The organism is Ideonella alba (assembly GCF_018069875.1).
GTDB lineage: Bacteria > Pseudomonadota > Gammaproteobacteria > Burkholderiales > Burkholderiaceae_C > Ideonella > Ideonella alba.
Map to the genome: position 1 here is coordinate 38,030 of NZ_JAGQDF010000009.1, position 26,869 is coordinate 64,898.

Below are 26,869 nucleotides of genomic sequence, written 5' to 3' on the forward strand. Positions count from 1 at the left end.
GCCGACTCAGCGCAGGAACTTCCCCTGGGCATTGACCTGCACCAGCTCGACGAAGCGCGAGCCGGTGGCGTCATCGCTGAAGTCCAGGTCCAGCCCGCCGACGCGGCCCTTGAAGCCGCGCATCACCGTGTGCAGGCCGGCGCGGGTGGGCTCCTTGCCGCAGCGGCGCAACGCCTCCAGCAGCACCAGGGCGTTCAGGTAGCCCTCGTAGCTGGTGTAGCTCACAGGGGTCTTGGCGGCGTCGCACAGCTGCTGGAACTGGCGCGCGGTGGGGTCGGCGCCGCTCCAGGGGTAGGGCACGGTCTGGCAGATCGCCAGCCCGCGCAGCCGCGCGCCCAGCGTGGCCGCGACCTTTTCGCCGGCCACGGTGGACATGCCGTAGAAGCTGGGGCTGCGGCCCTTGGCCCACAGACCCTCCATCAGCTGGGCCACCGGCGGGCCCGAGAGGAACATCACCACCGCCTGGGGATCCAGCCTGGCCAGGGTGTCCACCGCCTGGGCCAGCTGGCTGCCGTCATTGCCCACGGCGACCGCCCCCAGCAGGTCCTTGCCGCTGCGCTTCTTCAGCGCCTGCTGGACCAGGGCCAGCACTTCGGTGCCGCCCGGGTTGTCCAGATGGGCCACCGCCAGGCGCTCGACGCCCAGCGTGCTCAGGTGCTGCACCAGCTTCTCGGCCTCACGGCCGTAGCCGGCGCGGATGAAGTAGGCCGCCCCGCGCGCCTTCTGGCGCACGCTGTCGGCCACCGCGAAGTTGCCCACCAGGGGCACGCCGGTGTCGCGCAGCAGCGGGGTGACCGCGGCGATCGTGCCAGAGCCGACGCCGCCGAAGAAGGCGAACACCCCCGGGTCCTGCAGCAGGGTGCGGTAGTTGCGCTGGGCCAGGTCGGGCTTGAGTTCGTCGTCCAGCGAGACCAGCCGGACCTGCCGGCCACCGATGCCGCCGCGCGCATTGGCATCGGCCAGGGCCAGCGCGGCGCCGGCATTGAACATCTGCAGCGACAGCCCCAGCGGGCCGCTGAGCACGGCGCTCTGGCCGATCAGGATCTCGCGCTCGCTGACACCCGGCTCGGCCGCCCGGCTCCAGGCGGGCCAGGCCGCCGCCAACGCGGCCAGGGCCGCCTCCCGTCGTCGCCACATGCGTGGGTGTTCCTTGGTGAATCAGCGCCGGACAGACGGCGCGTTGGGTCCAGTGTCGGTAACGCCTGCCGGCTTGGGCATCAGGGTTGCCACGGAGCCGCTGGCGATAATGCGGCGGATGGATCTGCTTGCCCTGCTGGTCGACTTCGTGCTGCATGTCGACGTTCACCTTGCCCAGTTCGTCACCCAGTACGGCGCCTGGGTCTACGCCCTGCTGTTCCTGATCATCTTCGTCGAGACCGGCGTGGTGGTGATGCCCTTCCTGCCGGGCGATTCGCTGCTGTTCGTGGTGGGCGCGCTGTGTGGCGCCGGCCTGATGCAGTACCAGTTGGCGGTGCCGTTGATGCTGGTGGCGGCCGTGGCCGGCAACCAGAGCAACTACACGATCGGCCGGGCGCTGGGCCCCAAGGTCTTCCAGTGGGAGAACTCGCGCTTCTTCAACCGCCGCGCCTTCGACCAGGCGCACGCCTTCTACGAGCGCTATGGCGGCATCACCATCGTCATCGCCCGCTTCATGCCGTTCCTGCGCACCTTCGCGCCCTTCGTGGCCGGGGTGGCGCAGATGACCCGCAGCCGCTTCACCTTCTTCGACGTCACCGGCGGCACGCTGTGGGTGGTGGGCGTGACCAGCGCCGGCTACTTCTTCGGCCACCTGCCCTGGGTGAAGGAGAACCTGGACAAGATCATCTGGGCGATGATCTTCATCCCCGGCGGCCTGGCCCTGCTGGGCGCCTGGCGGGCCCGCCGCAAGGCGTGACAGATTGTCCCCGCCGCGGGTCAGGCGGGCGGCCGCGGGGCGGGGTGGCCGACGGGCCCGCGGGCGGCCTGCCGCCGGGCGTGGATGGCCACCGCGGGACATCCCTGAGCGCATGGGAACACCCTTTGCTTACCGTCTGTGCATGACCGCGTCCGCCGACCCCGCCACGCCCCGCCTCGTCAGCGTCGACGCACCTGGGCGCCTGCACCTGGGCTTTCTGGATCCGTCCGCCTCGCTGGGGCGTCGTTTCGGCAGCCTGGGCCTGGTGCTGGACGACTGGGTCACCCGGGTGGAGCTGCGCGCTGCGCCGGGCGCCACCGACCTCTTCACCGCCGACACCCCCGAGGCCCGCGCCGAACTGCCCCGCGCCGAGGCCCATCTGGCAGCACTGAAGTTGCGCACCGGCCAGCCCGCGCCGCTGCACCTGCATCTGGCCCGGGTGCTGCCGGCGCATGCTGGCCTGGGCTCGGGCACCCAGCTGGCGCTGGCGGTGGGGCGGGCCTTCGCCCGCTGGCACCAGCTGAGCCTGTCCACCGCCACGCTGGCCCATGGCCTGGGCCGGGGCCTGCGCTCGGGCATCGGCATCGGCGGCTTCGACCAGGGCGGTCTGCTGCTGGACGGCGGGCCGGGCGCCGATGGTCAGCCGGCGCCCGTGCTGGCGCGGGTGGCGCTGCCGCCGAACTGGCGGGTGCTGTTGGCCATCGAGCCTGGCGCGCGCGGCCTGTCAGGGGCCGAAGAACGCGCCGCGCTGGCCCGGCTGGCGCCGCTGCCGGCCGCGGCCGCGGCCGAGATCTGTCACCAGACGCTGATGCGTGTGCTGCCCGGCGCCACCCAGGGGGATTTCCTGGCCTTTGCGATGGGCGTGGGCCGGATCCAGCAGATCGTCGGCGACCACTTCGCGCCGGCGCAGGACGGCGAGGCCTACACCCGACCCGCGATCGGCCGCCTGATGCGCTGGCTCGAGGCGCATGCCCCGGCCTTCACCAGCGAGCCGGTGGGGGTGGGCCAGAGCTCCTGGGGCCCCACGTCCTTCGCCTTCGTCAGCCGGCCCGAGCATGGCCAGGCCTTGATCGCCGCGGCCCGCGCGGCGGGTGCGCTGGCCCAGGGCCTGCAGCTGGTGATGGTGCGTCCGCGCGACCATGGCGCCCTGGTCAGCGACAGCGCTGACACCGCCCACCGTGCACCCAGCCGACCCAGCGCCGAGAGCCTGTGGCGCTGGCAACAGACCGAGCAGGCGCCCTGGCGCCTGCACTGACCGCTTTCAACGACTGTCGCGGCGCTCCCACGCGCCCCTTGAGCCATGGAACGTCCCTACATCCTGCACATGTTCACCCCGGGCCGCCAGATGAGCCCCTTCGATGTCAACATGGCCGCTGATGCCGGCTACCAGGTGCTGGCGCCCTACACCGATGTCACGCTCGACGCGGTGCGCGGTCTGACCCAGGACGCAATCTTCTCGCGCAGCCCCAAGGGCCTGGCGCGCACCGCCATCTTCATCGGCGGCCGCGACGCGGTGCTGGCGGCCGACATGCTGGAGCGGGCGCAGCAGGCGATGGTGCCGCCGTTCACGGTCTCGCTGATGGCCGATCCCAGCGGCTCGTACACCACCGCCGCGGCGATGGTGGCGGCGGTCGAGGCCGAACTGGTCGCGATGGGTGCGGGCGGCCTGACGGGCCAGCGCGTGGTGGTGCTGGGCGGCACCGGCCCGGTCGGCCGCATTGCCGGCGTGATGGCGGCCATGGCGGGCGCCAACGTGGCGCTGTCCAGCCGCAACGGCATCGACGTCGCCGAAGAGGCGGCGCAGCAGACCGGCCAGCGCTTCGGCGTCACGCTGCATGGCATCTCGGGGGGTGACCGCGACGCGGTGCGCCGCTCGATCGCCGACGCCGATGTCATCCTGGCCACGGCCGCTGCGGGCGTGCAGGTGGTCTCGGCCGAGGACCTGACGGCGGCCACGCGGCTGAAGGTGGCCGCCGACGTCAACGCCGTGCCGCCTGAAGGCATCGCCGGGGTGGGCGTGATGGACAAGGGCACGCCGGTGCCCGGCACCCAGGCCCGCGGCCTGGGCGCACTGGCGATCGGCAACGTCAAGTACCAGACCCAGCAGCGCCTGCTGCGCTCGATGAACGAATCCGCCGAGCCGGTCGTGCTGGGCTTCGCCGAGGCCTTCGAGGCCGCGCGGGCCCTGCTGCGCCAGGCATGACGGTGCACGGTCCGCTGGCGCTGGCGGGCCTGTCGGTCCGGGCGGCGGCGCAGGCGGCCCGGCGCGACGGCCTGCGCGTGCTGGCGCTGGACCTGTTCGGTGACGCCGACACCTGCGAGGCGGCCGAGGCCTGGCGCCCGCTGGGCGACCCGGCGCGGCCGCAGATCGACGGCGAGCGCCTGCTGGCGCTGCTGGCGCGGTGCCGCGACGAGCTGGCCGGCTGGTGGCCCGGCAGCGGCTTCGAGGACCGCGCCGACCTGCTGGAGGCCGGCAGCGCGCTGTGCCCGCTGCTGGGCACGCCGGCCCAGGGCTGGCGCCGGCTGGCCGATCCACGGGCCTTCTTCGAACGCCTGGACGCCTGGGGCATCGCCCACCCGGAGGTGGTGTTCCAGCGGCCCGTGCCGGCGCTGGGCTGGCTGCGCAAGCGCGGCGGCAGCCGCGGCGGCGAGCATGTGCAGCCGGCCGATGTGACGGCGGCCGAACCGGCCGACACGGCTGCGGCCGAACCGGCCGACGGCCCCTGGTACTGGCAGCGCTGGCAGGACGGCGCGACGATGTCGATGACCCTGCTGTGCGCCGCGCCCGGCCGCGCCTGTGTGCTGGGCCTGAACCGCCAGTGGCACCAGCCGCAGGCGGGCCAGCCCTTTGCCTATGGCGGCGTGCTGGGACCGGTGGGCCTGCCTGGCCGCGCGAGCAGCCTGTTGCAGGGCGTGGCCGAGCGCCTGGCCGCGGCCTTCGAGCTGCGCGGCGTGGTGGGGGTCGATTTCATCTGGCACGAGGACAGCGCCTGGGTCCTGGAGGTCAACCCCCGCTGGCCAGCCAGTGCCGGCCTGTATGCGCCCCAGGGCGGCCTGGTGCGGGCTCACCTGCAGGCCTGCCTGCATGGCCGCCTGCCGGCGCCGGCCCAGGTGGCGGCCTGGCAGCCGCCGCGCCTGCGCGGGCTGCAACTGCTGCGTCTGGCGCATGACGCCCAGCTTGACGCCGCCACGGTGGCGCGGTGGGCGCGCCAGCCGGATGTCCATGACCGCCCGTCGGCCGCGATGCGCTTGCCGGCCGGCGCCCCTGTGTGTACCGTCAGTGCCGAGGCCGACGACGAAGCGGCGCTGCGCCGCCAACTTGACGCCCGCTGCGCCGCACTGGCCTCGACCCTGGAGACCCCCGCATGAGTTCCACGACCAGCCACCGCGCCTGGCCCAGCCCCAACGACCTGGCCGTGCCCCTGGTGGCCCAGCTGCTGCAGGACGCCGAGCGCCTGGGCGTGTGCTGGACCCGCGACGAGCGCGGTACCTGCATCGTGGACGCCGGCATCGACGCCCCGGGCAGCATCGCCGCGGGCCTGCTCATCGGTCGCATCTGCATGGGCGGCCTGGGCGAGGTCTCGCTGGTCACCGACGGCCGCCACGGCTGGGCCAACTGGCTGCAGGTCAGCAGCCCGCAGCCCGTGCTGGCCTGCCTGGGCAGCCAGTACGCCGGCTGGAGCCTGGCCGCCAGCAAGGAGGAGACTGGCGGCAAGAAGTTCTTCGCCCTGGGATCCGGCCCGGCACGGGCGCTGGCAGCCAAGGAGAAGCTGTTCGACGAGCTGGCCTGGCGCGACGCCGCAGGCAGCGGCGTGCTGGTGCTGGAGGTCGATCGCGCGCCGCCGCGGGTGGTGATCGACAAGGTGCTGCGCGACACCGGCCTGGCGCCCGAGGCGCTGACCATCGTGCTCACCCCCACCAGCAGCCGCGCCGGCACCACCCAGGTGGTGGCCCGGGTGCTGGAGGTGGCGCTGCACAAGGCGCATGAGCTGGGGATTGCGCTGGACGACATCGTCGACGGCACCGCCAGTGCGCCGCTGCCGTCGCCCACCGCCGACGGTGCGCAGGCCATGGGCCGCACCAACGACGCCATCCTCTACGGTGGCCTGGTCACGCTGTCGGTCAACGGCGAGGTCGAGGCGGCGCGGTCGCTGGCCCAGCGCCTGCCCTCGGGCACCTCGCGCGACTACGGCAAACCCTTCGCCGACATCTTCTCGGCCGCCGGCTACGACTTCTACAAGATCGATCCGGCGCTGTTCGCTCCGGCCGCGGTGGTGGTGCAGCACCTGCCCAGTGGCCGCAGCTTCGAGGCCGGTCGGCTGGACATGCCGGTGCTGCTGCAGGGCTGGCGCGAGGCGGCCTGAGCATGACGATGCGCGTGGCGATCATGACCGACGAGGTCGGCTGGCACACCCGCCAGCTGCAGGCGGCGCTGCGCGCACGCGGCGCCCAGGGCCGCTGCCTGGACCTGGCCGACTGCGGCATCGACACCAGCGCCACGCACCACGGCCTGCGCCTGCCTGGCTTCGAGCGCGCGCTGCCCGAGGCGGTGATCGTGCGCGGCATCGCTGGCGGCAGCTTCGAGCAGGTCACACAGCGCCTGGGCGTGCTGCACGTGCTGCGTGAGCTGGGTGTGCCGGTCTACAACGATGCCCGTGCGATCGAGCGCACCGTGGACAAGGCGATGACCACGCTGCTGCTGCACGCCGCCGGCCTGCCCACACCGCCCACCTGGACCTCGGAGAGCGAGGCCGTGGCGCGCCGCATCGTCGCCCGCGAGGCCGCGGCCGGCCACGCGCTGGTGCTCAAGCCGCTGTTCGGCTCGCAGGGGCGGGGTCTGGTGCGGGTGGGCCAGGTCGAGGGGAGCTTCGAGCCACTGCCCAGCCTGGCCGGGCCGCCCTTCAACGGCCTGGCCTACCTGCAGCGCTGGGTGCCACCGCTGTCCGAGCCGGGTTTCGACTGGCGCGTGCTGGTGATCGGTGGCCAGGCCCGCGCGGCCATGCAGCGCGTCAGCGGCCACTGGATCCACAACATCAAGCAGGGCGCGCGGCCGGTGGCGGCGGCGCTGACGCCCGAGCTGGCCGATCTGGCCGAGCGCGCCTCGGCGGCGCTGGGACTGGACTATGCCGGAGTCGACATCCTGCCCACCCGGGACGGTCTGACCGTGCTGGAGGTCAACGGCATCGCCGCCTGGCAGGGTTTGCAGCGGGTGACCGGCTTCTCCATCGCCCAGGCGCTGGTGGACGACCTGCTGGCGCGACGCTGCGCCGATCGCAGCGCCGCGCGGCGCGCATGAGTCCCCTCCCGCCCCGCCAGCGGGCGCCTGCCGCAGGCCGGGGCGGGCCATGAGCGCCCGCATCGAGGCCGCCTGGCGCCGCGCCTGCGCCTGGGACGTGGCCGCCCGCAAGCCCGGCAACGTCAGCCATGCCAGCGACGGCCACCGCATGACGGCCGCGCAGTTCCTGGACAGCGCCGACGCCGCGGCCGCCGCGCTGGCCCGCCCGGGCGGGTCGGTGGGCGAGGGCATCGAGGCGGCGGTCGACGCCACCTGGGCGCGGGTGGGCTGCAACACCAACCTGGGCATCGTGCTGCTGTGCGTGCCGCTGGCCCAGGCCTGGCGGCGCCTGCCCGCCGGTGCGGCCGATCACACCGCGCTGCGCCTGGCGCTGGGCGCAGTGCTGGCCGGGCTGACGCCGCAGGACAGCGCCGCGGCCTACCGCGCCATCCGCCGGGCCAATCCGGGCGGTCTGGGCCATGCCGACGACGAGGACGTGCACCAGGAACCCACGCTGGACCTGCGCGCCGCGATGAGCCTGGCCGCTGACCGCGACCGCATTGCCCGCCAGTACCGCGACGGCTTTGCCGAACTGTTCAGCCTGGGCCTGGACGCGCTGGGCGAGGCCGACCTGGGCGTGGGTGCGCCGCAGGGTCCGCGCGAAGACGCCGCCGCCGAGGCGGTGCAGCGCGTCTTCCTGGCCTGGCTGGCCTCGGCGCCCGATGCACATATTGTCCGCAAGCACGGTGCGGCGGTGGCACAGTGTGTCATGAACGATGCCAGTCGGTGGCTGCAGCGCCCCGCCGCCGGGCGCAGTCTGGACGCCGATCCGGGCTGGCGCGCCTGGGATGAGCAGCTGAAACAGCAGGGCATCAACCCCGGCACCAGCGCCGATCTCACCGTGGCCACGCTGTTCCTGCACGGTCTGATCGACCGCCGCGGGGCACCCTAGGGATAGCCCGGGGCGCCCGGCGCCCCGACGTGGCATGGAACGTGATTCCATGTTGACCAGCGCCGGCGGATGAGCCCCGGCGTCGTCAACACAGGAACAGCACAGGAGACTGACAATATGGCCAAGATCGATCGCATGCTGGTGGGCGAATCGCTCGTGGGCGATGGCAATGAGGTGGCTCACATCGACCTCATCATCGGCCCGCGTGGCAGCGCCGCTGAAACCGCGTTCGCGAACTGCCTGACCAACAACAAGGACGGTTTCACCTCGCTGCTGGCGGTGGTGGCCCCGAACCTGCTGTGCAAGCCGGCAACCGTGATGTTCAACAAGGTCACCATCAAGGGCGCCAAGCAGGCCGTCCAGATGTTCGGCCCGGCCCAGCGTGGCGTCGCCATGGCGGTGGCCGACTGCGTCGAGGATGGCACCATCCCCGCCGACGAAGCCGACAACCTGTTCATCTCGGTCGGCGTCTTCATCCACTGGCTGGCCGAAGACGACAAGAAGATCCAGGACTACAACTACGCTGCGGTCAAGGAGTCGATCAAGCGCGCCGTCGCCGGCACGCCGACCGCCGCGGAAGTGGTGGCCAAGAAGGGTGGCGCGTCGCACCCGTTCGCCGCCAACTGACCTGCTTGAGGCCGCCGCCTGTCTGGCAGGCGCGGCCCGCGTTGCGAGCACGCAAGGGGGCCTTGCGAGCGCCCGGGGGTCATCCGGGTTGCATGACCGGTCAGCACCGCTGACCGGTTCTTTTTTGCGCCCTGCGCGCTCCTTGCCGATGAAAAAGGGCCCCGCATCTGCAGGGCCCCGGAGGCGTCAGGGCGAGCCGTTCAGGACTTGGCCGGCACCATGCCCGAGCCGATCCAGCGCAGCACCTGGGCGCTGCGGCCACCGGCGGCGCGCGACGAGGCGGCACCGGCGCGGCGCTCGATCTGCACGCCCACCGCATCGAGGTCCTCGAACTTGTTCGGCTTCACCACCTTGACCCGCACCCACTGGGCACCGAAATCGTGGATCAGCATCTGCGCAATCTGCTCCGCCAGTGCTTCGAGCAGCGTGACACCATGGTGAAGCATCAGGCCGTGCAGGCGTTCACGCACCACGCTGTAGTCGATGGTGTCGGCGATGCGGTCGCTGTCGCAGGCGTCGGCGTGCGGCACGCCGGCGTGCAGGTCGATCACCAGCGGCTGCGGGCGATGCAGTTCGTTGTCGTGGATGCCGATCACGGTCTGCACGCGCAGGCCTTCGATGAAGATCAGGTCCAGGGCCTGGGGTTCGGCGGTGCCGTGGGCTTGGGGCAGGGCGGCAAGCATGTCGGGGGATGTCTCCGGTCGGGTTCCTGGTTCCAGGGTTCGGCGGTGTCGAGGCAAGTTCCAAGCCACCGGCGGCACCGGCGTTTATCGGCTGGCCGGGCCTTGATTTCAGTCCATCAACATCGGGGGTTTCACCGGCGTGGTCGTTACTGCGGTAGCGCCACAATCCGGAATGGCGCCCAAACTGTCGGGAGCCCGTCCTCGTGAAACAGGGAGATTTTCCCATGAGCCTCGTCCTGCCTCGTTCCGACGGCCACGCCGACCATGTGTTCGATGTGGTGCGCAGCGGCCAGCACGACGACCCGAACGACATCGTCGCGCGCTCCTGGAGCCGCTGCCTCAACGAATACCGCCTGCACCCCGACCGGCCGCGCGAGCTGCCGGTGCTGCCGGCCAAGACGCTGGAAGAGCGCCTGTCGCGCATGGCCGACGTCATCGACTGCGCGCGCTACGAGATGACCTCGCTGTACCAGCAGCTCTCCGACGGCGAGACCGCGGTGGTGCTGACCGACACCGAGGGCGTGATCCTGCACATGGTGACCTCGGCCGATTTCGCCTCGCAGGTGGAGCCGATGGGCCTGCGCGTGGGCGCCATCTGGAGCGAGAACACCGCCGGCACCAACGGCATGGGCACCTGCCTGGCCTCGGGCGCACCGGTGTCGGTGCGCCGCGAAGACCACTTCTTCACCGCCTTCACCGGTCTGACCTGCTCGGCCGTGCCGGTCTATGACCCGGCGGGCGAACTGTGCGCGGTGCTGGACGTCTCCAGCCGCAGCTCGATGATGCAGCAGCACCTGCTGGTGCTGCTGGGCATGACCGCGCGGATGATCGAGAACCGGCTGATCGACCGGCGCTTTCGCAGCGCCCACCCGGTGCACTTCCACAGCCGGCCCGAATTCGTCTACACCCTGCACGAAGGCCGCCTGGCGGTGTCCGAGGACGGCCGCATCCTGGCTGCCAACCGCAGTGCGCTGTTCCAGCTGGGCATGACCTCGGTGGCCGAGATCCGCGCGCGCCGCGTGGAGGACCTGTTCCAGTCCAGCCTGGACGACATGGTGCAGCGCAGCGTGTCCTCGTCCTTCCACCCGATCGTCACCTACCGCGCCAATGCGGCGCACCGCTTCTTCGCGGTGGCCCGCCGCCCGGCCGAGGATGCCCGTGCGGGCGGGGCGATGACGGTGATGCCCGCACCCACGCCCGGTGCACGACCGGCCGCCGCGGCCCGTGCCGCGCTGCCGCGCCCGGGCAGCGGCGGGGTGTCCACCTTTGCTGATCCGCGCCTGGCCCAGCAGCTGGGCACGGCGCGCCGCGTGATCGGCCGCCAGACGCCCATCCTGCTGTGCGGCGAGACCGGCTCCGGCAAGGAGGTCTTCGCCCGCGCCGTGCACGAGGCCAGCCCGCACAGCGGCGGCGCCTTCGTGGCCATCAATTGCGCCAGCCTGCCCGAGAGCCTGATCGAGGCCGAGCTGTTCGGCTACCGCGCCGGCGCCTTCACCGGCGCGCAGCGCACCGGTCGGCGCGGCAAGATCCTGCAGGCCGACGGGGGCACGCTGTTCCTGGACGAGATCGGCGACATGCCGCTGGACCTGCAGGCGCGGCTGCTGCGGGTGCTGGAGGAGCGCCAGGTCACGCCGCTGGGCACCGAGGAGGTCCACGACGTCAATTTCCAGCTGATCAGCGCCAGCCACCGCAACCTGCTGGCCCTGGTCGATGAAGGCCTGTTCCGCGAGGACCTGTACTACCGCCTGGCCGGCGTCGAGCTGGACCTGCCGCCGCTGCGCGAGCGCAGCGACAAGCGCGAGCTGATCCGCAACCTGCTGCAGACCGAGGGCGGCACCGAATGCAGCCTCAGCCCCGAGGCCGAGCGTCTGCTGCTGAACCATCCCTGGCCCGGCAATGTGCGCCAGCTGCGCCATGTGCTGCGCTCGGCGGTGGCGCTGGCCGACGCCCAGCAGATCGGCGTCGAGCACCTGCCCAGCCTGCGCTCCCAGCGCGGTGCGCCGCCCGCGGACACCGTGGTGCAACCCGCGGTGCCGGTCGTGCCCGCCGAAGAGCCGGCCGACGAGCTGCCCCGCCTCAACCCGATCCAGGCCAACGAACGCCAGGTGCTGCTGCAGCTGCTGGAGCATCATCGCTGGAACGTCAGCAACGTCGCCAAGGCGCTTGATGTCAGCCGCAACACCCTCTACCGCAAGCTCCACAAGCTCCACATCCGGATCTCCCATCCCGGCTGAGGGCCGCGAGCGCATCGACGCCGTCGACGAGGCGGCCGGCCTGGAGGACGCGCCCAGGCGCTCGCGCTTTGCCTGGTGCGTGACCGGCTCGGGCCATTTCCTGGAAGAGTCGATGGCGCTGGCCGCGCGGCTGCCGCAGTGCGACCTGTTCCTGTCGGCCGCGGCCGAAGAGGTACTGCCCATCTACGGCTACCACCTGGACGCGCTGCGCCAGCGCCACAAGCTGTTCCGCGACAAGACCGCCAGCGCGGTGCCGGTGGGCGCGCTCTACACCGACGTCTACCACACGGTGATCGTCGCCCCGGCCACCAGCAACACCGTGGCCAAGTGCGCCTACGGCTTCAGCGACACGCTGCCCACCAACATGTTCGCCCAGGCCGGCAAGCTGGGCATTCCCGGCATCGTGTTTGCTTGCGATACCGAGCCGGTGGTGGTCACCAAGGCGCCCCATGATTGGGTCATGCTGCGGCCGCGGCGCGTCGAGCTGGAGAATGTCGAGCGCCTGCGCGGCATCGACCATGCGCAGGTGGTCTGCTCGCCCGATGAACTGGAACAGGCCCTGACCCGGCGACTGGCTGAACTGCACCTCGCGTGGAACACATCGTCTTCCTGACCGGCCACCTGGCCGAGGCCTCGCTGCAGCGGGTGCTGCAGTCCTTGAACAGCACCGCGGGCGAGGCGCCCTTCACCTGGGAAACGCGTGACGTGGGCGTGCAGGTGGCGGCGCTGATGACCGCCGACATGATCCGCCGCCGTGTGCCCGCGCCGCTGCCCGGCGCCGACCGCATCCTGGTGCCAGGCCGCTGCCGCGGCGATGTCGAGGGCTTGTCGGCCCACTTCGGCGTGCCGGTGCAGCGCGGCCCCGATGAGTTGAAGGACCTGCCGCAGCACTTCAAGCGAGCGGCCCAGGCGGTGGATCTGTCGAAGCACCGCACCCGCATCTTTGCCGAGATCACCGACGCGCCGCGCCTGAGCGTGGCCGAGATCGTCGAGCGCGCCCGCGCCCTGGTGGCCGACGGCGCCGACGTGATCGACCTGGGCGGCCTGCCGGCCACGCCTTTCGGGCACCTGGCCGAGTCGGTGCAGGCGCTGAAGGCCGAGGGCTGGCAGGTCAGTGTCGACAGCCAGGACACCGACGAGCTGCTCACCGGCGGCCGCGCCGGTGCCGACTACCTGCTGAGCCTGAAGGCCGACACCCTGTGGGTGGCCGACGAAGTGGCGTCCACGCCCATCCTGATCCCCCGCGAGCCGGCCGACGAGGCCAGCCTGGACGCCGCGATCGCCGGCATGCGCGCGCGCGGCCGGCCCTTCCTGGCCGACCCCATCCTCGACCCCATCCCCTACGGCTTCACTGCGTCCATCGTGCGCTACCACGCGCTGCGCCAGCGCCACCCGGAGGTGGCCATCATGATGGGCACCGGCAACCTGAGCGAGCTCACCGAGGCCGACACCAGCGGTATGCACGCGCTGCTGCTGGGCATCTGCGCCGAGCTGGACGTGGCCGCGGTGCTGACCACCCAGGTCAGCCTGCATGCGCGACGCGCGGTGCGCGAGGTGGATGCCGCTCGGCGCATCATGCACGCCGCCGCCACGCTGCCGGCGCTGCCCAAGGGCCTGAGCCCGCTGCTGGCCACGGTGCACGAGCGCCACCCCTGGCCCGACACCCCCGAAGAGATCGCCGCCACGGCGGCCCAGGTGCGCGACCCGAACTTCCGCATCCAGGTCAGCCAGCGCGGCCTGCACGTCTACAACCGCGACGGCCTGCGCGAGTCCACCGAGGCCTTCGCGCTGTGGCCGCAGCTGGGTCTGCAAGGCGATGGCGGCCATGCCTTCTACATGGGCGTGGAGCTGGCCCGCGCCGAGATCGCCTTCCAGCTGGGCAAGCGCTATGTGCAGGACCGGCCGCTGGACTGGGGCGTGGCCTGGCAGCCCACGATCGACAATGAGCAATGCGCCCCTGGCCCGACCCGGGTGAAGCGCGACACCGATGCCTGAACTGATCTACGAGTGCGTCGTCAGCACCACCGACGCCACCGGCCGCCCGCACCTCGCGCCCATGGGCGTGCGCTACCGCGCCGATGACCGCGTGCTGCTGATGCCCTTCAAGCCCTCCACCACGCTGGACAACATCCTTGCCACCGGCGTGGCCGGCCTGAACGTGCTGACCGACACGCGCGTCTTTGCCGGCTGCGTCACCGGCCGGCGCGAATGGCCGCTGCTGCCGATGCAGCGCCTTGGCGGCCTGCGCCTGAGCGCGGCGCTGCGCCACCAGGAGCTGCAGCTCGAGTCGGTCAGCGACGACCCGCAGCGCCCCGTGCTGACTCTGCACGCGGTCCACAGCGTGGACCACGCGCCTTTCCTGGGCCTGAACCGCGCGCAGGCGGCGGTGCTGGAAGGCGCGGTGCTGGTCAGCCGCCTGCACCTGCTGCCGGCCGACAAGATCGACACCGAGATGGCCTACCTGCAGATCGCGATCGACAAGACCGCTGCGCCGGCCGAGCTGGAGGCCTGGGGCTGGTTGCGTGAGGCGATTGCCGCGCACCGCGCCGGGAGCCTGGCATGACCCGGGTGCTGGTCAGCGTGCGCGATGCCGTCGAGGCGCAGGTGGCCGCTGCCGCCGGCGTGCCCTTCATCGACCTGAAGGAGCCCTCGCGCGGTGCGCTGGGCGGGCTGGACCCGGCGGTGATCGCGCGCATCGTGGCCCAGCTGCGCACCTGTGCGCCCCAGGCGGTGGTCAGCGCCACGATCGGCGACTGGCCCGCCGAGGCGGCTGACGAGGTGGCAGCCCGTTGCCGCGCCGTGGCCGCCACCGGCGTGGACCACGTCAAGGCCGGCGTGGTGCCGGGTGGGGCGGCGCTGGCGCTGCTGCGCCAGCTCGATGCGCTGCGCCGCACCGAGGGCCTGCCGATCGTGCCGGTGCTGGTGGCCGACGATGGCGTGCCCTGGGCGCTGGTGGACGCGGCGCTGGCCGCCGGCTTCGAGCTGCTGATGCTGGACACCGTGGACAAGCGCGGCGGCAGCCTGCTGCAGCGCTGCGCGCCGGCCGATCTGCAGCGCTTTGTCGCTGCCAGCCGGGCGGTGCGCGCGCGTCCTGGCCTGGCCGGCGCACTGCGCGCCGAGGACTGGCCGCAGCTGGCGGCACTGGCGCCGGATTTCGCCGGTTTCCGCTCGGCGGTGTGCGCCGGCGACCGCGCCGGCACGCTCAGCGCCGAGCGCCTGTCGGCACTGCTTCGGATGTCCGCTGGGGCCGCTCAGGCCTGACCCAGCAGCAACCCGCGCGCCTCGGGCCACTGGCCCACGTTGAGCACATCGATCGGGAAGGCCACCGGCCCGAGCCGGTCCATGAAGCCCTCGTCGATCACCTCGCGGCGGTGCAGGCTGTCCAGGTCCTCGCCGTCGATGTCGCAGCTCTTGACCAGCAGCAGGCGCTCGGCATTCAGGCGCAGCGCCAGGTCCAGCGCGATGCTGTCGCCGGTCACGGCCCAGTTGGTGTTCGCGTCAGGCACCTGGCGCACCAGCTCCAGTGGCGACCACACCACGGTGCGCGCCTGACGCAGCGTGCGCACGATGTCGGCCTCGCGCTCCACCAGTTGCAGCGCGGGCTGCAGGCCGCACATCAGCCAGGCGTTCTGGGCCATCGCCAGCACCGCCATGTTGTGCGCCGGCAGGTCGTCGAACTGCCAATGCGCCTGCAGCCGGCGCACTTCCTCGGCCAGGCCACCGCCACCGGGCACGATGATGACCCGGCCGCCCCCCAGCAGCGCCAGGCCATCCAGCCAGTCGCGCAGGCCGGCGCTTGCGTTGAGACTGCCTCCGAGCTTGACCACCCACATGGTGCTTCTCCTCAGGCGCCGGCCAGCAGGGCGGCCACGGCCACGCTGGGCGCGCAGACCGTGGCCCAGCCGGCCAGCGGCCCGGCCCGCGCCACGTCGCGCCCGTGATCGATCAGCGCGATGCCCACCGCGGCGTCGCCATACACCCGTCGCATCAGCGCGGCGGCCAGGAAGGCGCCGGCACCTGCCACCACCACGCGCTCGGGGCGCTGTGGCTGGACCTGTTGCCAGGCCTCGGCCAGACGGTTCAACTGGGCCTCGCGCCACTGGCGGGCCAGCTGCCGCCACTCCTCGGCGGTGGCGTCGCGCCGGTCGCAGCCCACCATGCGGGCCAGCCGCGCCTGGCTGCCGGCCTCGTCCTTCGGGCCGTTGTCGGCGCTGGGCTGCTGGTCGTGTGCGGGGTCGAGTTCGCCGGTCAGGCGGTAGACATCGGCGGTGGTGGCGAACCATTCGTTCATCACGCCCAGGCGCTGGCCCTGCAGCTGCACATGCGCGGCCAGCGCGCACAGCGGCGTGCGAACCACGCCCTGGTAGACCAGTTCGCCACTCGCCAGGCGGTCGCGGTCGCTGCGGCTGCGGGTGTCCGGGCGGCCATCGGCCAGGCGGATGATGTCGGTGGTGGTGCTGCCGATGTCCAGCAGCACGCCGTGGCCGATGATGGCCGCCGCGTGCTGCGCCGTGGCCAGCCAGTTGGCCGAGGCCACGCGCTGCCACTGCGCCGCGGCCTGCGCGCTGTCCAGCCACAGCACGGCCGGCCCGGGCGCCAGCCGGGGCCCCGCATAGACCTGCACCGGCGCGTCCAGGCCGGCGCACATCGCAGCGGCCAGCCGGGCCACGCCATCGGCGCGGTCGTCGAACAGATCGGTCATCTCGGCGGTCATCGTCAGCGCGTGGCGCGCCCGCTGCAGGTCGGGCCAGCGCGCCCGGGCCAGCGCCATGGCGGCCTCCAACTGCGGCAGGCCCTGCCACACCGGGCAGGGCCACTGCGCCACATCCTGCACCTGGGCGTCGGCCCAGCGGCAGGCCTTGAGGTGGGCGCCACCCAGGTCCCAGCCGATCACCAGCTCAGACATGGGCCTGCTCCGGCAGGGCGGGCGACCACCACGGCGCCAGCAGCTCGGCCGCCAGCGGCCGGCCCAGCCGCTCGGCCAGGCCGATGAAGGCACAGGTCAGGCGCGCATTGACCTCGACGCACACCGGGCCCAGCTGCGGATGCCAGACCAGGTCCACGCCCACGTAGCCGCGCAGGCCGGGAATGGCCGCCCACACCGATTGCGCCACCGCCTCCAGCCGGCGCCAGCGCGGGTCGCCCGGCGCCACCGCGGCCGCCTCGACACCCAGGAAGCGCAGTTCGCCGTCGTCGGGCGTGTGCAACTGCTGGCGATTCACGGCCAGCAGCCGGCAGCCGTCGGGCCGGCAGGCCATGGACAGGCTCAGCGGCTCGCCGGTGATCCAGGGCTGGCACAGCACGGCTTCGCCGCGGGCGCGCCGCGCCGCCAGCATGCGCAGTGCCTGGGCCTTGCCGGACAGCCGCCAGCAGCCCTCGGCCCCTGCGCCCTGTTCGGGCTTGACGACCCAGTGCGCGGGCTGCACCTCGGCGCCGATGTTGTCCGGCGTGCGCAGCCCGGCGCCGGCCAGCGCGGCCAGTGTGCGCGGCTTGTGGCTGCTCACCTCCAGCGCTGCGGCGCTGCTGCCCACCCAGCGCTGCGCGCCCACCAGGCGCTTGCAGCGCAGCAGCCAGTTGTCGGACTCAGGGGCGATCACCCAGACCAGCTCGTGCGTCACCGCCAGGCGCCGCACGAAGGCCTCGGCCGCCTCGCCGGCATGCGCCCGCACCCCGCGGCCCTGATGGGCCGGGGCGGCGGGGCTGTCGGCCACGCTCAGCGTCAGGCCGGGCAGATCAGCCAGGGCCCGCGCCAGCGCGTCGCGCATGGCCACGCCCTGGTCCAGCAGGCGCGACTCGGCCGGGCCCAGCGGCAGCGCGCCGGCGCTGAGCAGTTCGTACACCACAATGCGGGTCATGCCGACCCCTCAGCGACGACCATGGAACTGATCCCGGTGCTGGACCTGCGTGCGGGCCAGGTGGTGCATGCCCGGCGGGGCGAGCGGGGGCGGTACGCGCCGATCGAGTCGGCGCTGTGCCCGGGCGCCGATCCGCTGGCCCTGGCGCAGGCGCTGGTGGACCTGACGGGGACCCGCACGCTGTACCTGGCCGACCTGGACGGCGTGCTGGACGGCCGCCCGCAGGCCGCGCTGCTGCGCCGTCTGGTGCAGGCCTGGCCGCAGTTGCGGTGGTGGATCGATGCCGGCTGGCAGCGCCGCGAGGACGCCTGGCGCCTGCGCGACGCGCTGGGGTCGGCGGGCGACGCCGTGGTGCCGGTGTACGGCACCGAGAGCCTGGCCGACCGCGCGGCACTGGAGGCGCTGCAGGATGACCCGCGCGCCGTGCTGTCGCTGGACCGCCGGGCGTCCCGCCCAATGGACCCCGCCGGCCTGTGGGACTGCCCGCAGCTGTGGCTGCCCACCACCATCGTCATGACGCTGGAGCGGGTGGGCAGCGGTGCCGGGCCTGACCTGCAGACCTTGCCGGCGCTGCGCCGCCAGGCGCCGCAGGTGACACGCTGGGTGGGCTCCGGCGGCGTGCGCCACCCGGCCGACCTGGCGGCCGGCGCTGCGGCCGGGGCCGACGCCTGGCTGGTGGCCAGCGCCTTGCACACCGGCGGCTGGCCGGCAGGGCGGGTGTCGGGAAAGGAGCAGGCAACGGGCACGGCGGGGCGGCATTCATGAATCGTGCCACGGTGCCGACCCGCCCCGCCCGCCCCGGGCCGATCACGAAACGGAACAGTGTGTGCCGGCCTTGGGCCCGGGCATGCGCCGGTGCGCGAGCGCTGTCGGCCCCGGACGCCGGGGCCTCGCCCGAGCGCGCCATCGGTGACCACGCCGGCCGGCGCCTGCCCGGGGCGCAGGTGGCACGGTGATTGCGGTGCACGGGGCCATGCCTTCCCTTGAAACGGCCATGCCCTCGGCGGCATGGACCTGTCCCTTCTGCCCCCTGATGTGCGAGGCCGAGCCCGGCACTTCGCTCGCCTGTCCCCGACTGGACGCCCGCAGCGCCGCGCTGCCCGTGGTGACGCCCCTGCCTGATGATGTGCTGGACCAGCGCCTGGTCCAGGCTGTGGCCTGGCTGCGGGCCAGCCGCCAGCCGGTGTTCGGCGGCCTGGGCACCGACGTGGCCGGCGCCCGGGCGCTGCAGGCCCTGGCCGACCCATGCGGCGCGGTGGTCGACGGTGGCGTGGCCATGGCCCAGCCGCTGCGCGCGCAGCAGGACCGCGGCAGCTTCAGCGTCACGCTGGCCGAGGCCCGCGAACGCGCCGACCTGATCGTGCTGGTGGGCTCCTGGCCGATGCAGCGCGCACCGCGGCTGCGCGAGCGCCTGAGCGGCGGGCCCTTCGGCGAGCCCGCCTGGGTGGCGCTGGGCGCACCCCAGGCCGGGGCCGTAGATGGCATCGAGCGCATCGAGGCGCCCGACCTGTTCCGGGCGCTGAGCACCCTGGCGGCGCTGCTGGACCAGCGCCGCCTGCCCGCTGGCGTGCCGCAGGCCTGGCGCACCCTGGCCACTCGCCTGGCCGCCGCACGCTACGCCGTGCTGGTGTTCGAACCGGGGCCGCTGGGCCCTCAGGCCGGGCTGCTGATCGAGCGCATCAACACCCTGGTCACGCTGCTCAACCGCCAAGGCCGCGCCGCGTCCTTGTCCATCGGCGCCGGTCAGGGCCTGGGCACGGTGCAGCAGGTGCTGGCCTGGCGCACCGGCCTGCCGCTGCAAAGCCGCCGCGGGCCGCTGGGCCGCGAGCATGACCCGCTGACCCTGGACGGCCTGCGCCAGGTCCACGAGGGCAGCGCCGACCTGCTGCTGTGGGTGTCGGCCTATGGCGAGGCCATGCCGCCTTCGCGCCCCGGGTTGCGACGCATCGTGCTGGGCGCCGCCGACCAGGTCCATTTGTCTTTGCAGCCAGACACCCTTTTCTTCCCGGTGGGCACGCCGGGACTGGACCATGGCGGCCACCTGCACCGCACCGACGGCGTGGTGGTGCTGCCCCTGTTCGCGTCGCGTCGCAGCGCGGCCCCTGCGGTGGCGACGGTGCTGACCGCCTTGCTGGAGAGGCTGATGTCATGAGCCGCCTGACCTGCCTGCGCGGCGGCCTGGTCGTCGACCCCACCCAGAGCGGTGGCCCCACCGTGCGTGACCTCTTCTTCCGTGATGGCCGCATCGTCACCCCGGCGCCCGGCGAGCCGGCCGACGAGGTGATCGATTGCGCGGGCCGCACCGTGATGGCCGGCGGCGTGGACCTGCACAGCCACATTGGCGGCGGCAAGGTCAACCTTGCGCGGATGCTGCTGCCCGAGTTGCAGCGCGACGGCGCCAACCCGCTGCGCTGCACGCCGCACGAATCCGACCCCTGCAGCCTGGTCACGCCGGGCACGCTGGCCACCGGGCTGCGCTATGCGCAGATGGGCTACACCGCGGCCTTCGAGCCGGCGATGCTGCCCGCCAACGCGCGCCACGCCCACCTCGAGATGGGCGACACCCCCATCCTGGACCACGGCGCCTACGTGATGCTGGGCAGCGACGAGCTGCTGCTGCGCTGGATGCATGCCGGCGTGCCGTTTGAGCAGATCCGCGACTACGTGGGCTGGACCATCCACGCCAGCAAGGCGCTGGGCGTGAAGGTGGTCAACCCGGGCGGCATTTCGGCCTTCAAGTTCAATCAGCGCAAGCTGGACGTGGACGAGGCCCATGTCCACTGGGGTGTGACGCCGCGCCAGATCGTGCACACGCTGGCGCGCGCGCTGCGCGAGCTGCAGGTGCCGCACCCGCTGCACATCCACGGCAGCAACCTGGGCGTGGCGGGCAACATCGCATCCACGCTGGAGACCATCGCGGCGCTGGAAGGCCTGCCCGCGCACCTCACCCACGTGCAGTTCCACGCCTATGGCACCGAGGGCCCGAAGAAGTTCTCGTCGGCCGCACTGCAACTGGCCGAGGCGGTCAACGCCAACCCCCACATCTCGATCGATGTGGGCCAGATCATCTTCGGCCATACGGTCACCGCCAGCGGCGACACCATGCGCCAGCACGCCAACGCCGGCCTGGCCAACCCGCGCAAGTGGATCGGCGCCGACATCGAGTGCGACGCCGGCTGCGGCGTGGTGCCGTTCCGCTACCGCGAGCAGAGCTTCGTCAATGCGCTGCAGTGGGTGATCGGCCTGGAGCTGTTCCTGCAGGTCAAGGACCCGTGGCGTGTGGTGCTGACCACCGACCACCCCAACGGCGGCCCCTTCACCAGCTACCCGCACCTGATCCGCCTGCTGATGGACCGCTCGTTCCGGCTGGAGCAACTGGCCAGACTGCATCCCGAGGTGGCGGCGAACTGCGCGCTGAAGGACATGACGCGCGAGCTGACGCTGGAGGAGATCGCCATCATGACCCGCGCCGGCCCCGCGCGCCTGCTGGGCCTGGCCGATCGCGGCCACCTGCGCCCCGGCGCGGCGGCCGACATCGCCGTGTACCGCCAGGACGGCGACGCCGAGCAGCAGTTCACCGACCCGCCGCTGGTCTTCAAGGACGGCCTGCTGGTGGCCCGCGCCGGCCAGATCGTGGCGCAGCCGGTGGGCGCCACGCACATCGTCGAGCCCGTGTACGACACCAGCATCGACAAGCGCATCCGCGCCGAGGCGCAGGCCCACGGCGGCACGCCGCCGCAGCCGATCAGCCACGACGAGCTGTGCAGCTGCTGCCGTGGCGGCCGCATCCTGCCGGTGGAATGCCTGGCGGCGGAGGAGGGCGCATGACGGTCGTGATCAACGGCACCGTCATCGACGACGGTTTTGCCGAAGCCTTCCCGATGAAGGCCACCCGCATCGTCATCACCGCGCACAACGCCACCTGGGCGCGCCACGCCGCGGTGGCCGCCAGCGGCTTTGCCACCAGCGTGATCGCCTGCGGCTGCGAGGCCGGCATCGAGCGCGAGCTGGGCCCCGATGAGACCCCCGACGGCCGGCCCGGTGTGGCCGTGCTGCTGTTCGCCATGAGCGGCAAGGAGCTGGTCAAGCAGCTCGAGCGCCGCGTGGGCCAATGCGTGCTGACCTGTCCCACCACCGCGGTCTACGCCGGCATCGACGATGGTGAGGCGGTGGCTCTGGGCAAGAACCTGCGCTTCTTCGGCGACGGCTGGCAGATCGGCAAGCTGATCGGCGGCAAGCGCTACTGGCGCGTGCCGGTGATGGACGGCGAATTCGTCGCCGAGGAGACGACCGCGGTGGTCAAGGGCGTGGGCGGCGGCAACCTGTTGCTGCTGGCGCGCGACACCGCCAGTGCCCTGGCGGCGGCCGAGGCCGCCGTGGACGCGATGCGCGCGGTACCCGACGTCATCATGCCCTTCCCCGGCGGCGTGGTGCGCTCGGGTTCCAAGGTGGGCAGCAAGTACCCGGCGCTGGGCGCCTCCACCAACGACGCCTTCTGCCCCGCGCTGACCGGCCTGGCCCGCAAGACCGACCTGGACGAGCGCGTGGGCAGCGTGATGGAGATCGTCATCGACGGCCTGAGCGAGGCCGCGGTGGGCCAGGCCATGCGCGTGGGCATGGGCGCCGCCACCGCGCTGGGCGAACCGGGCGGCCTGCTGCGCATTGCCGCGGGCAACTACGGCGGCAAGCTGGGCCCGTTCCACTTTCACCTGCACAAGCTGCTTCCCGAAGCATGAACCGCTGGCACCTGCACCTGCGACACGCGCCCGAGGCGAGGCTGGACCTGCGCAGCATCGGTTCGCACCTGCGCCTGGCGCCTGACGCCGACACCCTGGCCGCGCTGCCGCTGGCCTGCGGCCGCGATCTGCTGCCGATGGGCACGCTGTTCGACATCGCCCCGCTGAGCGAGGGCGACGCCGACCTGCGCCTGTCGGGCGATCTGTCGCGCGCCGACCGCATCGGCTGGCAGTGGAGCGAGGGCACGCTGGAGGTGATCGGCGACGCCGGCCACCACCTGGGCACTGCGATGAGCGGCGGCACGGTGCGCGTCAGCGGCGATGCGGGCGACGGCGCCGGCATCGAGATGCGCGGCGGCGAGTTGCGCATCGGCGGCAACGCCGGGGACTACCTGGCCAGCACGCTGCCCGGCAGCATGGACGGCATGCGCGGCGGCCTGATCGTGGTGGACGGCTCGGTGGGCGCGCGCTGCGCCGACCGCATGCGCCGCGGTACCGTCGTCGTGCGCGGCGACGCGGGCGATTTCCTGGGTTCGCGCCTGGTGGCCGGCACCGTGCTGCTGGGCGGCCGCTGCGGCGCCCACCCGGCCTGGGGCATGCGCCGCGGCACGCTGCTGCTGGCCGGCCCGGCCCCGGCCGACCTGGGCGATGGCTTCGTGCCCGACCACGCCGACCATGGCGTCTTCCTGGCGCTGCTGACGCGCGACCTGGCTCGCCACGGCGGTGTGGCCGCGGCCCTGGCCGGGCGGCCGGCGCGCTTCCTGCGCGGCGACCTGGCGGTCGACGGGCGCGGCGAAGTGCTGCTCTTCGCCTGATACCCTTCCGCCATTCCTGTTGTTTCACTCTTTCGGAGTTGTCCGATGACCCAGCCCTACACCTTCCATGCGGGCGAAGCCACCGTGCTGGCCGCCGACGGCCAGTTCACCGACGCCATGCCCGAGATCCTGATCGGCCGCGTCGACGGCCCGGTCGGCCAGGCCTTTGCCAACATGATGGCCCAGACCAAGGGCCACACCGCGATGTTCGCGATCCGCGCCTGCAACCAGCTGGTGCGCCCGGCCACGATCACCGTGCCCAAGGTCACGCTCAAGGACATGGCCAACATCGACCTCTTCGGCGGCGTGGTGCAAAGCGCCACCGCCGACGCGGTGATCGACTGCGTGATCGAGGGCATCATCCCCAAGGACGTGGCCAACGACCTGTGCATCATCAGCCTGGTGTGGATCGACCCGCGCTGCGCCACCCACGCCGAGCTGGACAAGAAGGACATGTACCGCACCAACTACGAGGCGACCAAGCTGGCCATCAAGCGTGCGCTGAACAACGAGCCCTCGATCGACGAGCTGATCGCCAACCGCCACACGATCAAGCACGACATGGATGACTGGAGCTGATCCAGACACCTCCGCCGTCGTCGCGCTGCTGGACGACGGCACGCCCGGCGATACCAGCCGCCACGGCAGCCGCCTGTACAGCGGCTTCTCGCACGAGCGCCGCTGCACCGACCCGGCCACGCTGGACGCCTGCTGGGCCGCCGTGGCCGCCGACCAGGCCCGCGGCCTGCACGCCGTGCTGCTGGCCGACTACGAATGGGGCGCCAAGCTCCAGCGCGCGGGCGGCCCGGTGCCCGAGCACGCCGCGCTGCGCGTGCTGCTGTTCACCCAGCTGACCCCCCTGGACGAGGCCGGCGTGCAGGCCTGGCTGCAGGCCCAGGACGGCGGCGCCCAGCCGCCCACGCCCGCAGGCGCGATGGACCTGCAGCCCAGCGTGGACCAGGCCGCCTTCACCGACGCAATCGACGCCGTTCAGGCCGCGATCCGCGACGGCGAGACCTACCAGGTCAACTACACCTACCGCCTGAGTGGCCGCGCGCACGGCCACCCGGCCGCGCTGTACCGCCGCTTGCGCGCGCGCCAGTCGGTCAGCTTCGGCGCGTACATCGTGCTGCCGCCGGACGACCGCCCGGACGCGCCCACCCACATCCTGTCGCGCTCGCCCGAGCTGTTCCTGCGCCTGGCGCAGGGCCTGGTGACCGCCCGCCCGATGAAGGGCACGGCCAGCCGGCTGCAGGTGCCCGAGAGTGACAGCGAAGCCGCCCGCCTGCTGCAGCAGGACGTGAAGAACCGGGCCGAGAACCTGATGATCGTCGACCTGCTGCGCAATGACCTGGGCCGGATCGCCCAGGTGGGCAGCGTGCAGGTGCCCTCGCTGTTCGCGGTGGAGCCCTACGCCACCGTGTTCCAGATGACCAGCACCGTGCAGGCGCGGCTGCGTCCCGGCATCGACATGCCGGCCCTGCTGCGTGCCACCTTCCCCTGCGGATCCATCACCGGCGCCCCCAAGCTGCACACGATGGACCTGATCCGCCGCTTCGAGAGCACGCCGCGCGGCCTGTACTGCGGTGCCATCGGCTGGGTGGACGCGCCACAGCCCGGCGCCGCCTACTCGTCGATCGGCGACTTCTGCCTGTCAGTCGCCATCCGCACCCTCACATTGCAGGCACCCGACGCGCAGGGCGCCCGCGCGCTGCGCCTGGGCGTGGGCGCCGGCATCGTGCAGGACAGCGTGGCCGCGGACGAGTTCGAGGAATGCCGATTGAAGGCCCGCTTCCTGACCGCGCTGGACCCGGGCTTCGAACTCTTCGAGACCATGCTGGTGCCAGCCGGCGCGCAGCCGCTGGCCATCGCTGAGCGGGCCCGCCATCTGGCCCGCCTGCAGCGCAGCGCGCAGGCGCTGGGCTTTGTCCACGACCCCGTCGCCATGGAGCAGGCGCTGGACGCCGCACTGGCCGAGATCGCTGCCGCGGGGCAAGCCGCCCCCCTGGGCTGGCGCCTGCGCCTGGCATTGCGCTTCGATGGCCATCTGCACACGCGGCACGCACCGCTGACGCCGCTGGCGACGGACGGGCAGGGGCGTGTGGCGATCGGATGGGCCACGCAGCCACTGACGCCCAGCCCGCTGAGTGCCCACAAGACCACCCACCGCGCCCACTACGACGCGGCGGTGACCGAGGCCGAATCGCGCGGCCTGTTTGACCTGGTCTTCTGCACGCCGGACGGCCGGGTCATCGAAGGTGGCCGGTCCACGGTCTTCGCGTTGATCGATGGCGAATGGGTGACACCGCCGCTGGCGCAGGGCGCCCTGCCTGGCGTGTGGCGCGAGCAGGTGCTGGCTGCGGGCTTGGATGGGCTGCCGGCGCGAGAGGCCCCGATCCTGGCCCACGATCTGACCACCGCCAGGTCGGTCGTCCTCGGGAACGCATTGCGCGGATCGCTCCAGGCGCGTTGGCAGCCCTAGCCTGGGGCGTGGGCTGCCATTGGCCGGGGCCATCGGCGCGCTGGGCGGTCGATCTCGCGCCAGGGCGCACGGCCCAGCTGCCAGCGCTTGTCACTGGAGAGGATCCCAGGCACAGTTGACTGAGGAAGAGGCCTCTGCTGACGGTGAGCCAATGTTGCAGGCGTGCATGGTCAACGGGTGTGACAGCGAACCCTGGTGCTGCCCGCCAGACCATGGATCTGACGACTCGACGGAGGCAGTCCGCATGGCGTCGCAGCAAAGCGGTCGCTCCCGTCCAAGTTGGCCACCAGATTCCTTCTCTTGACCTCAACCTCCCCCATGTCCACGGCTCCGTTCCTCCTCTTCAGCGCTGCGCTCCTCTTCCCCAGCTTTTCAACGGCGCAGCCTGCAGCGGGCTTTGCCCAAGCGCAGTTGTCGGGGTGGTGGGCAGAGAGCTACAACACAGATCAAGCCTGTGACCCGCAGAACCTGAGGGTGCGCCACACGATCTCGCCCGAGGGCCGCCGACTGGTCATTCAGTTCGACCGGAAGTGGAAAACTGACCTTGGCGAGATGGATCGGATCGAAGCAACGATCATGTCCTCCACAGAGCGATCCCTCACGATTCGCTATGACGGCGAAAGTCGAACGAAGCGCAACGGTCAACCTGTCGAGTGGGAGTTGTCCATGGTTGCCCCGGGCGTCTATCGCTGGCGCGAAACGGAATGGCCGGCGGGTACGGTGAACACGGTCGTGGGAATCCGGTGCGCCAACTGAGGCCTGTTGCCGCGCTCGACCTGATCCACGCCAGCCGGTAGCAACTTCCTTGTCTCTCGACACACCCATGCAGATCACAGGTCGATGCCATTGCGGCGCCATTTCATTCACTGCCCACGTTGACCCGGCCAAGGTGATGGTCTGCCACTGCACCGATTGCCAGCAGTTGTCTGGGGCACCCTTCCGGGCGGTGCTTCCCACGCGCGCAGAGGACGTCGTGATGTCGGGCCAGGCGAAGCACTATGTCAAGCTCGCAGACAGCGGCAATCGCCGAGTTCAGGCGTTCTGTCCCGACTGCGGCACCCAGTTGTATGCCACCGAGGCGGACGGACCTCCCAGGATGCTGAACCTGCGGCTGGGCTGCGTCAATGAGCGGGCTCAGCTGGTGCCCGTCACCCAGATCTGGGCGGCATCGTCGATGCCGTGGCTCCAGCAACTGCAGAGCATCCCGGCACACAGCGAGGGCTTGTCGAGCGCGGCATGGCCTCCCGCAGCGGCGGACGGCACCTGTGCTGCGTGACGCGTCTGCGCCACCGGTTCGCTTCAGTGGTCAGCCTTCC

27 protein-coding genes are annotated in these 26,869 nt (G+C 72.2%); 22 read left to right on the forward strand and 5 right to left on the reverse strand.

Annotation, left to right across the window (positions count from 1 at the left end; genetic code table 11):
* Positions 1-6: 6 nt before the first annotated feature.
* The gene (locus tag KAK07_RS15660; protein WP_210861760.1) at positions 7-1,137 is read right to left on the reverse strand and encodes an ABC transporter substrate-binding protein; all 1,131 of its coding nucleotides are present in this window, start codon (positions 1,135-1,137) and stop codon (positions 7-9) included.
* Positions 1,138-1,255: 118 nt separating this feature from the next.
* Between KAK07_RS15660 and KAK07_RS15665 the strand changes: the two genes are divergently transcribed.
* From KAK07_RS15665 to fae (KAK07_RS15700), 8 genes are all read left to right on the forward strand, one after another.
* Positions 1,256-1,894 carry a DedA family protein gene (locus tag KAK07_RS15665; RefSeq protein WP_210853620.1) on the forward strand — a complete coding sequence of 213 codons (639 nt, stop codon included), beginning with the start codon at positions 1,256-1,258 and terminating at the stop codon, positions 1,892-1,894.
* 142 nt (positions 1,895-2,036) lie between these two features.
* Positions 2,037-3,149, forward strand: a complete 1,113-nt coding sequence (locus KAK07_RS15670; protein WP_210853622.1) for a beta-ribofuranosylaminobenzene 5'-phosphate synthase family protein — start codon at positions 2,037-2,039, stop codon at positions 3,147-3,149.
* A 45-nt stretch (positions 3,150-3,194) separates the two neighbouring features.
* On the forward strand, positions 3,195-4,097 hold the full coding sequence (locus tag KAK07_RS15675; RefSeq protein WP_210861762.1) for an NAD(P)-dependent methylenetetrahydromethanopterin dehydrogenase: 903 nt from the start codon (positions 3,195-3,197) through the stop codon (positions 4,095-4,097).
* Positions 4,094-5,263, forward strand: a complete 1,170-nt coding sequence (locus KAK07_RS15680) for an ATP-grasp domain-containing protein (protein ID WP_210861764.1) — start codon at positions 4,094-4,096, stop codon at positions 5,261-5,263. Before KAK07_RS15675 ends, KAK07_RS15680 begins: the two co-directional genes overlap by 4 nt.
* Positions 5,260-6,258, forward strand: coding sequence for a methenyltetrahydromethanopterin cyclohydrolase (gene mch, locus KAK07_RS15685; RefSeq protein ID WP_210861766.1), 999 nt, complete (start codon positions 5,260-5,262; stop codon positions 6,256-6,258). The genes KAK07_RS15680 and mch overlap by 4 nt, the downstream gene beginning before the upstream one ends.
* An 8-nt stretch (positions 6,259-6,266) precedes the next feature.
* Entirely contained in the window at positions 6,267-7,190 is a 924-nt protein-coding gene (locus tag KAK07_RS15690; protein WP_375141229.1) for an ATP-grasp domain-containing protein, read from the forward strand.
* A 49-nt stretch (positions 7,191-7,239) separates the two neighbouring features.
* Positions 7,240-8,121 carry a triphosphoribosyl-dephospho-CoA synthase gene (locus tag KAK07_RS15695; RefSeq protein WP_210861771.1) on the forward strand — a complete coding sequence of 294 codons (882 nt, stop codon included), beginning with the start codon at positions 7,240-7,242 and terminating at the stop codon, positions 8,119-8,121.
* Positions 8,122-8,238: 117 nt separating this feature from the next.
* Positions 8,239-8,748, forward strand: coding sequence for a formaldehyde-activating enzyme (gene fae / locus KAK07_RS15700; RefSeq protein WP_210853831.1), 510 nt, complete (start codon positions 8,239-8,241; stop codon positions 8,746-8,748).
* Between the two features lie 200 nt (positions 8,749-8,948).
* On the opposite strand, the gene folB is transcribed toward fae (KAK07_RS15700), so the two are convergent.
* Entirely contained in the window at positions 8,949-9,431 is a 483-nt protein-coding gene (gene folB / locus KAK07_RS15705) for a dihydroneopterin aldolase (RefSeq protein ID WP_210861772.1), read from the reverse strand.
* Positions 9,432-9,655: 224 nt separating this feature from the next.
* On the opposite strand from folB, the gene KAK07_RS15710 reads away from it, so the two are divergent.
* From KAK07_RS15710 to KAK07_RS15730, 5 genes are read left to right on the forward strand one after another with little or no spacing between them, the layout of a single operon-like run.
* Entirely contained in the window at positions 9,656-11,665 is a 2,010-nt protein-coding gene (locus tag KAK07_RS15710; RefSeq protein ID WP_210861774.1) for a sigma-54-dependent Fis family transcriptional regulator, read from the forward strand.
* Positions 11,598-12,278, forward strand: coding sequence for a flavoprotein (locus KAK07_RS15715; RefSeq protein WP_210861776.1), 681 nt, complete (start codon positions 11,598-11,600; stop codon positions 12,276-12,278). Before KAK07_RS15710 ends, KAK07_RS15715 begins: the two co-directional genes overlap by 68 nt.
* The gene (locus KAK07_RS15720; protein ID WP_210853640.1) at positions 12,257-13,660 is read left to right on the forward strand and encodes a DUF6513 domain-containing protein; all 1,404 of its coding nucleotides are present in this window, start codon (positions 12,257-12,259) and stop codon (positions 13,658-13,660) included. The genes KAK07_RS15715 and KAK07_RS15720 overlap by 22 nt, the downstream gene beginning before the upstream one ends.
* A complete protein-coding gene (locus KAK07_RS15725; RefSeq protein WP_210861778.1) occupies positions 13,653-14,228 on the forward strand; it encodes a DUF447 domain-containing protein in 576 nt (191 codons plus the stop codon). Before KAK07_RS15720 ends, KAK07_RS15725 begins: the two co-directional genes overlap by 8 nt.
* Entirely contained in the window at positions 14,225-14,926 is a 702-nt protein-coding gene (locus tag KAK07_RS15730) for a (5-formylfuran-3-yl)methyl phosphate synthase (RefSeq protein ID WP_210861779.1), read from the forward strand. Before KAK07_RS15725 ends, KAK07_RS15730 begins: the two co-directional genes overlap by 4 nt.
* On the opposite strand, the gene KAK07_RS15735 is transcribed toward KAK07_RS15730, so the two are convergent.
* The 3 genes from KAK07_RS15735 to KAK07_RS15745 are packed head-to-tail and all read right to left on the reverse strand — an operon-like array spanning position 14,917 to position 17,520.
* Positions 14,917-15,498 carry an amino acid kinase family protein gene (locus tag KAK07_RS15735; protein ID WP_210853646.1) on the reverse strand — a complete coding sequence of 194 codons (582 nt, stop codon included), beginning with the start codon at positions 15,496-15,498 and terminating at the stop codon, positions 14,917-14,919. The genes KAK07_RS15730 and KAK07_RS15735 overlap by 10 nt on opposite strands.
* An 11-nt stretch (positions 15,499-15,509) precedes the next feature.
* Positions 15,510-16,571 carry a hydantoinase/oxoprolinase family protein gene (locus KAK07_RS15740; RefSeq protein WP_210861781.1) on the reverse strand — a complete coding sequence of 354 codons (1,062 nt, stop codon included), beginning with the start codon at positions 16,569-16,571 and terminating at the stop codon, positions 15,510-15,512.
* Positions 16,564-17,520 carry an ATP-grasp domain-containing protein gene (locus KAK07_RS15745; RefSeq protein ID WP_210861783.1) on the reverse strand — a complete coding sequence of 319 codons (957 nt, stop codon included), beginning with the start codon at positions 17,518-17,520 and terminating at the stop codon, positions 16,564-16,566. Before KAK07_RS15745 ends, KAK07_RS15740 begins: the two co-directional genes overlap by 8 nt.
* A gap of 21 nt (positions 17,521-17,541) precedes the next feature.
* On the opposite strand from KAK07_RS15745, the gene KAK07_RS15750 reads away from it, so the two are divergent.
* The 9 genes from KAK07_RS15750 (at position 17,542) to KAK07_RS15790 (ending at position 26,829) form a co-directional block, all read left to right on the forward strand.
* Positions 17,542-18,285 carry a HisA/HisF-related TIM barrel protein gene (locus tag KAK07_RS15750; RefSeq protein WP_210861785.1) on the forward strand — a complete coding sequence of 248 codons (744 nt, stop codon included), beginning with the start codon at positions 17,542-17,544 and terminating at the stop codon, positions 18,283-18,285.
* Positions 18,286-18,493: 208 nt separating this feature from the next.
* Positions 18,494-19,672 carry a molybdopterin-binding domain-containing protein gene (locus tag KAK07_RS15755; protein ID WP_210853654.1) on the forward strand — a complete coding sequence of 393 codons (1,179 nt, stop codon included), beginning with the start codon at positions 18,494-18,496 and terminating at the stop codon, positions 19,670-19,672.
* Positions 19,669-21,348 (forward strand): formylmethanofuran dehydrogenase subunit A, encoded by a 1,680-nt coding sequence (locus KAK07_RS15760; RefSeq protein ID WP_210861787.1) that lies wholly within the window; start codon positions 19,669-19,671, stop codon positions 21,346-21,348. Before KAK07_RS15755 ends, KAK07_RS15760 begins: the two co-directional genes overlap by 4 nt.
* Positions 21,345-22,256 carry a formylmethanofuran--tetrahydromethanopterin N-formyltransferase gene (gene fhcD, locus KAK07_RS15765; protein ID WP_210853657.1) on the forward strand — a complete coding sequence of 304 codons (912 nt, stop codon included), beginning with the start codon at positions 21,345-21,347 and terminating at the stop codon, positions 22,254-22,256. Before KAK07_RS15760 ends, fhcD begins: the two co-directional genes overlap by 4 nt.
* The gene (locus KAK07_RS15770; RefSeq protein ID WP_210861790.1) at positions 22,253-23,071 is read left to right on the forward strand and encodes a formylmethanofuran dehydrogenase subunit C; all 819 of its coding nucleotides are present in this window, start codon (positions 22,253-22,255) and stop codon (positions 23,069-23,071) included. Before fhcD ends, KAK07_RS15770 begins: the two co-directional genes overlap by 4 nt.
* Positions 23,072-23,116: 45 nt before the next feature.
* Positions 23,117-23,650: a formaldehyde-activating enzyme gene (fae, locus tag KAK07_RS15775; RefSeq protein ID WP_210803350.1), complete on the forward strand. Its 534-nt coding sequence runs from the start codon at positions 23,117-23,119 to the stop codon at positions 23,648-23,650.
* Entirely contained in the window at positions 23,637-25,553 is a 1,917-nt protein-coding gene (gene pabB, locus KAK07_RS15780; protein WP_210861792.1) for an aminodeoxychorismate synthase component I, read from the forward strand. The genes fae (KAK07_RS15775) and pabB overlap by 14 nt, the downstream gene beginning before the upstream one ends.
* 318 nt (positions 25,554-25,871) lie before the next feature.
* A complete protein-coding gene (locus KAK07_RS15785) occupies positions 25,872-26,309 on the forward strand; it encodes a hypothetical protein (protein WP_210861794.1) in 438 nt (145 codons plus the stop codon).
* 67 nt (positions 26,310-26,376) lie between these two features.
* The gene (locus tag KAK07_RS15790; protein ID WP_210861796.1) at positions 26,377-26,829 is read left to right on the forward strand and encodes a GFA family protein; all 453 of its coding nucleotides are present in this window, start codon (positions 26,377-26,379) and stop codon (positions 26,827-26,829) included.
* The last annotated feature ends 40 nt before the right edge of the window (positions 26,830-26,869 follow it).

Excerpts from the sequence above, each read along its gene's own strand:
- KAK07_RS15660 (WP_210861760.1), bottom strand. The coding sequence starts at position 1,137 with ATGTGGCGACGACGGGAGGCGGCCCTGGCCGCGTTGGCGGCGGCCTGG.
- KAK07_RS15665 (WP_210853620.1), top strand. The coding sequence starts at position 1,256 with ATGGATCTGCTTGCCCTGCTGGTCGACTTCGTGCTGCATGTCGACGTT.
- KAK07_RS15670 (WP_210853622.1), top strand. The coding sequence starts at position 2,037 with ATGACCGCGTCCGCCGACCCCGCCACGCCCCGCCTCGTCAGCGTCGAC.
- KAK07_RS15675 (WP_210861762.1), top strand. The coding sequence starts at position 3,195 with ATGGAACGTCCCTACATCCTGCACATGTTCACCCCGGGCCGCCAGATG.
- KAK07_RS15680 (WP_210861764.1), top strand. The coding sequence starts at position 4,094 with ATGACGGTGCACGGTCCGCTGGCGCTGGCGGGCCTGTCGGTCCGGGCG.
- mch (WP_210861766.1), top strand. The coding sequence starts at position 5,260 with ATGAGTTCCACGACCAGCCACCGCGCCTGGCCCAGCCCCAACGACCTG.
- KAK07_RS15690 (WP_375141229.1), top strand. The coding sequence starts at position 6,267 with ATGCGCGTGGCGATCATGACCGACGAGGTCGGCTGGCACACCCGCCAG.
- KAK07_RS15695 (WP_210861771.1), top strand. The coding sequence starts at position 7,240 with ATGAGCGCCCGCATCGAGGCCGCCTGGCGCCGCGCCTGCGCCTGGGAC.
- fae (WP_210853831.1), top strand. The coding sequence starts at position 8,239 with ATGGCCAAGATCGATCGCATGCTGGTGGGCGAATCGCTCGTGGGCGAT.
- folB (WP_210861772.1), bottom strand. The coding sequence starts at position 9,431 with ATGCTTGCCGCCCTGCCCCAAGCCCACGGCACCGCCGAACCCCAGGCC.
- KAK07_RS15710 (WP_210861774.1), top strand. The coding sequence starts at position 9,656 with ATGAGCCTCGTCCTGCCTCGTTCCGACGGCCACGCCGACCATGTGTTC.
- KAK07_RS15715 (WP_210861776.1), top strand. The coding sequence starts at position 11,598 with ATGTCAGCCGCAACACCCTCTACCGCAAGCTCCACAAGCTCCACATCC.
- KAK07_RS15725 (WP_210861778.1), top strand. The coding sequence starts at position 13,653 with ATGCCTGAACTGATCTACGAGTGCGTCGTCAGCACCACCGACGCCACC.
- KAK07_RS15730 (WP_210861779.1), top strand. The coding sequence starts at position 14,225 with ATGACCCGGGTGCTGGTCAGCGTGCGCGATGCCGTCGAGGCGCAGGTG.
- KAK07_RS15735 (WP_210853646.1), bottom strand. The coding sequence starts at position 15,498 with ATGTGGGTGGTCAAGCTCGGAGGCAGTCTCAACGCAAGCGCCGGCCTG.
- KAK07_RS15740 (WP_210861781.1), bottom strand. The coding sequence starts at position 16,571 with ATGTCTGAGCTGGTGATCGGCTGGGACCTGGGTGGCGCCCACCTCAAG.
- KAK07_RS15745 (WP_210861783.1), bottom strand. The coding sequence starts at position 17,520 with ATGACCCGCATTGTGGTGTACGAACTGCTCAGCGCCGGCGCGCTGCCG.
- KAK07_RS15750 (WP_210861785.1), top strand. The coding sequence starts at position 17,542 with ATGGAACTGATCCCGGTGCTGGACCTGCGTGCGGGCCAGGTGGTGCAT.
- KAK07_RS15755 (WP_210853654.1), top strand. The coding sequence starts at position 18,494 with ATGCCTTCCCTTGAAACGGCCATGCCCTCGGCGGCATGGACCTGTCCC.
- KAK07_RS15760 (WP_210861787.1), top strand. The coding sequence starts at position 19,669 with ATGAGCCGCCTGACCTGCCTGCGCGGCGGCCTGGTCGTCGACCCCACC.
- fhcD (WP_210853657.1), top strand. The coding sequence starts at position 21,345 with ATGACGGTCGTGATCAACGGCACCGTCATCGACGACGGTTTTGCCGAA.
- KAK07_RS15770 (WP_210861790.1), top strand. The coding sequence starts at position 22,253 with ATGAACCGCTGGCACCTGCACCTGCGACACGCGCCCGAGGCGAGGCTG.
- fae (WP_210803350.1), top strand. The coding sequence starts at position 23,117 with ATGACCCAGCCCTACACCTTCCATGCGGGCGAAGCCACCGTGCTGGCC.
- pabB (WP_210861792.1), top strand. The coding sequence starts at position 23,637 with ATGACTGGAGCTGATCCAGACACCTCCGCCGTCGTCGCGCTGCTGGAC.
- KAK07_RS15785 (WP_210861794.1), top strand. The coding sequence starts at position 25,872 with ATGTCCACGGCTCCGTTCCTCCTCTTCAGCGCTGCGCTCCTCTTCCCC.
- KAK07_RS15790 (WP_210861796.1), top strand. The coding sequence starts at position 26,377 with ATGCAGATCACAGGTCGATGCCATTGCGGCGCCATTTCATTCACTGCC.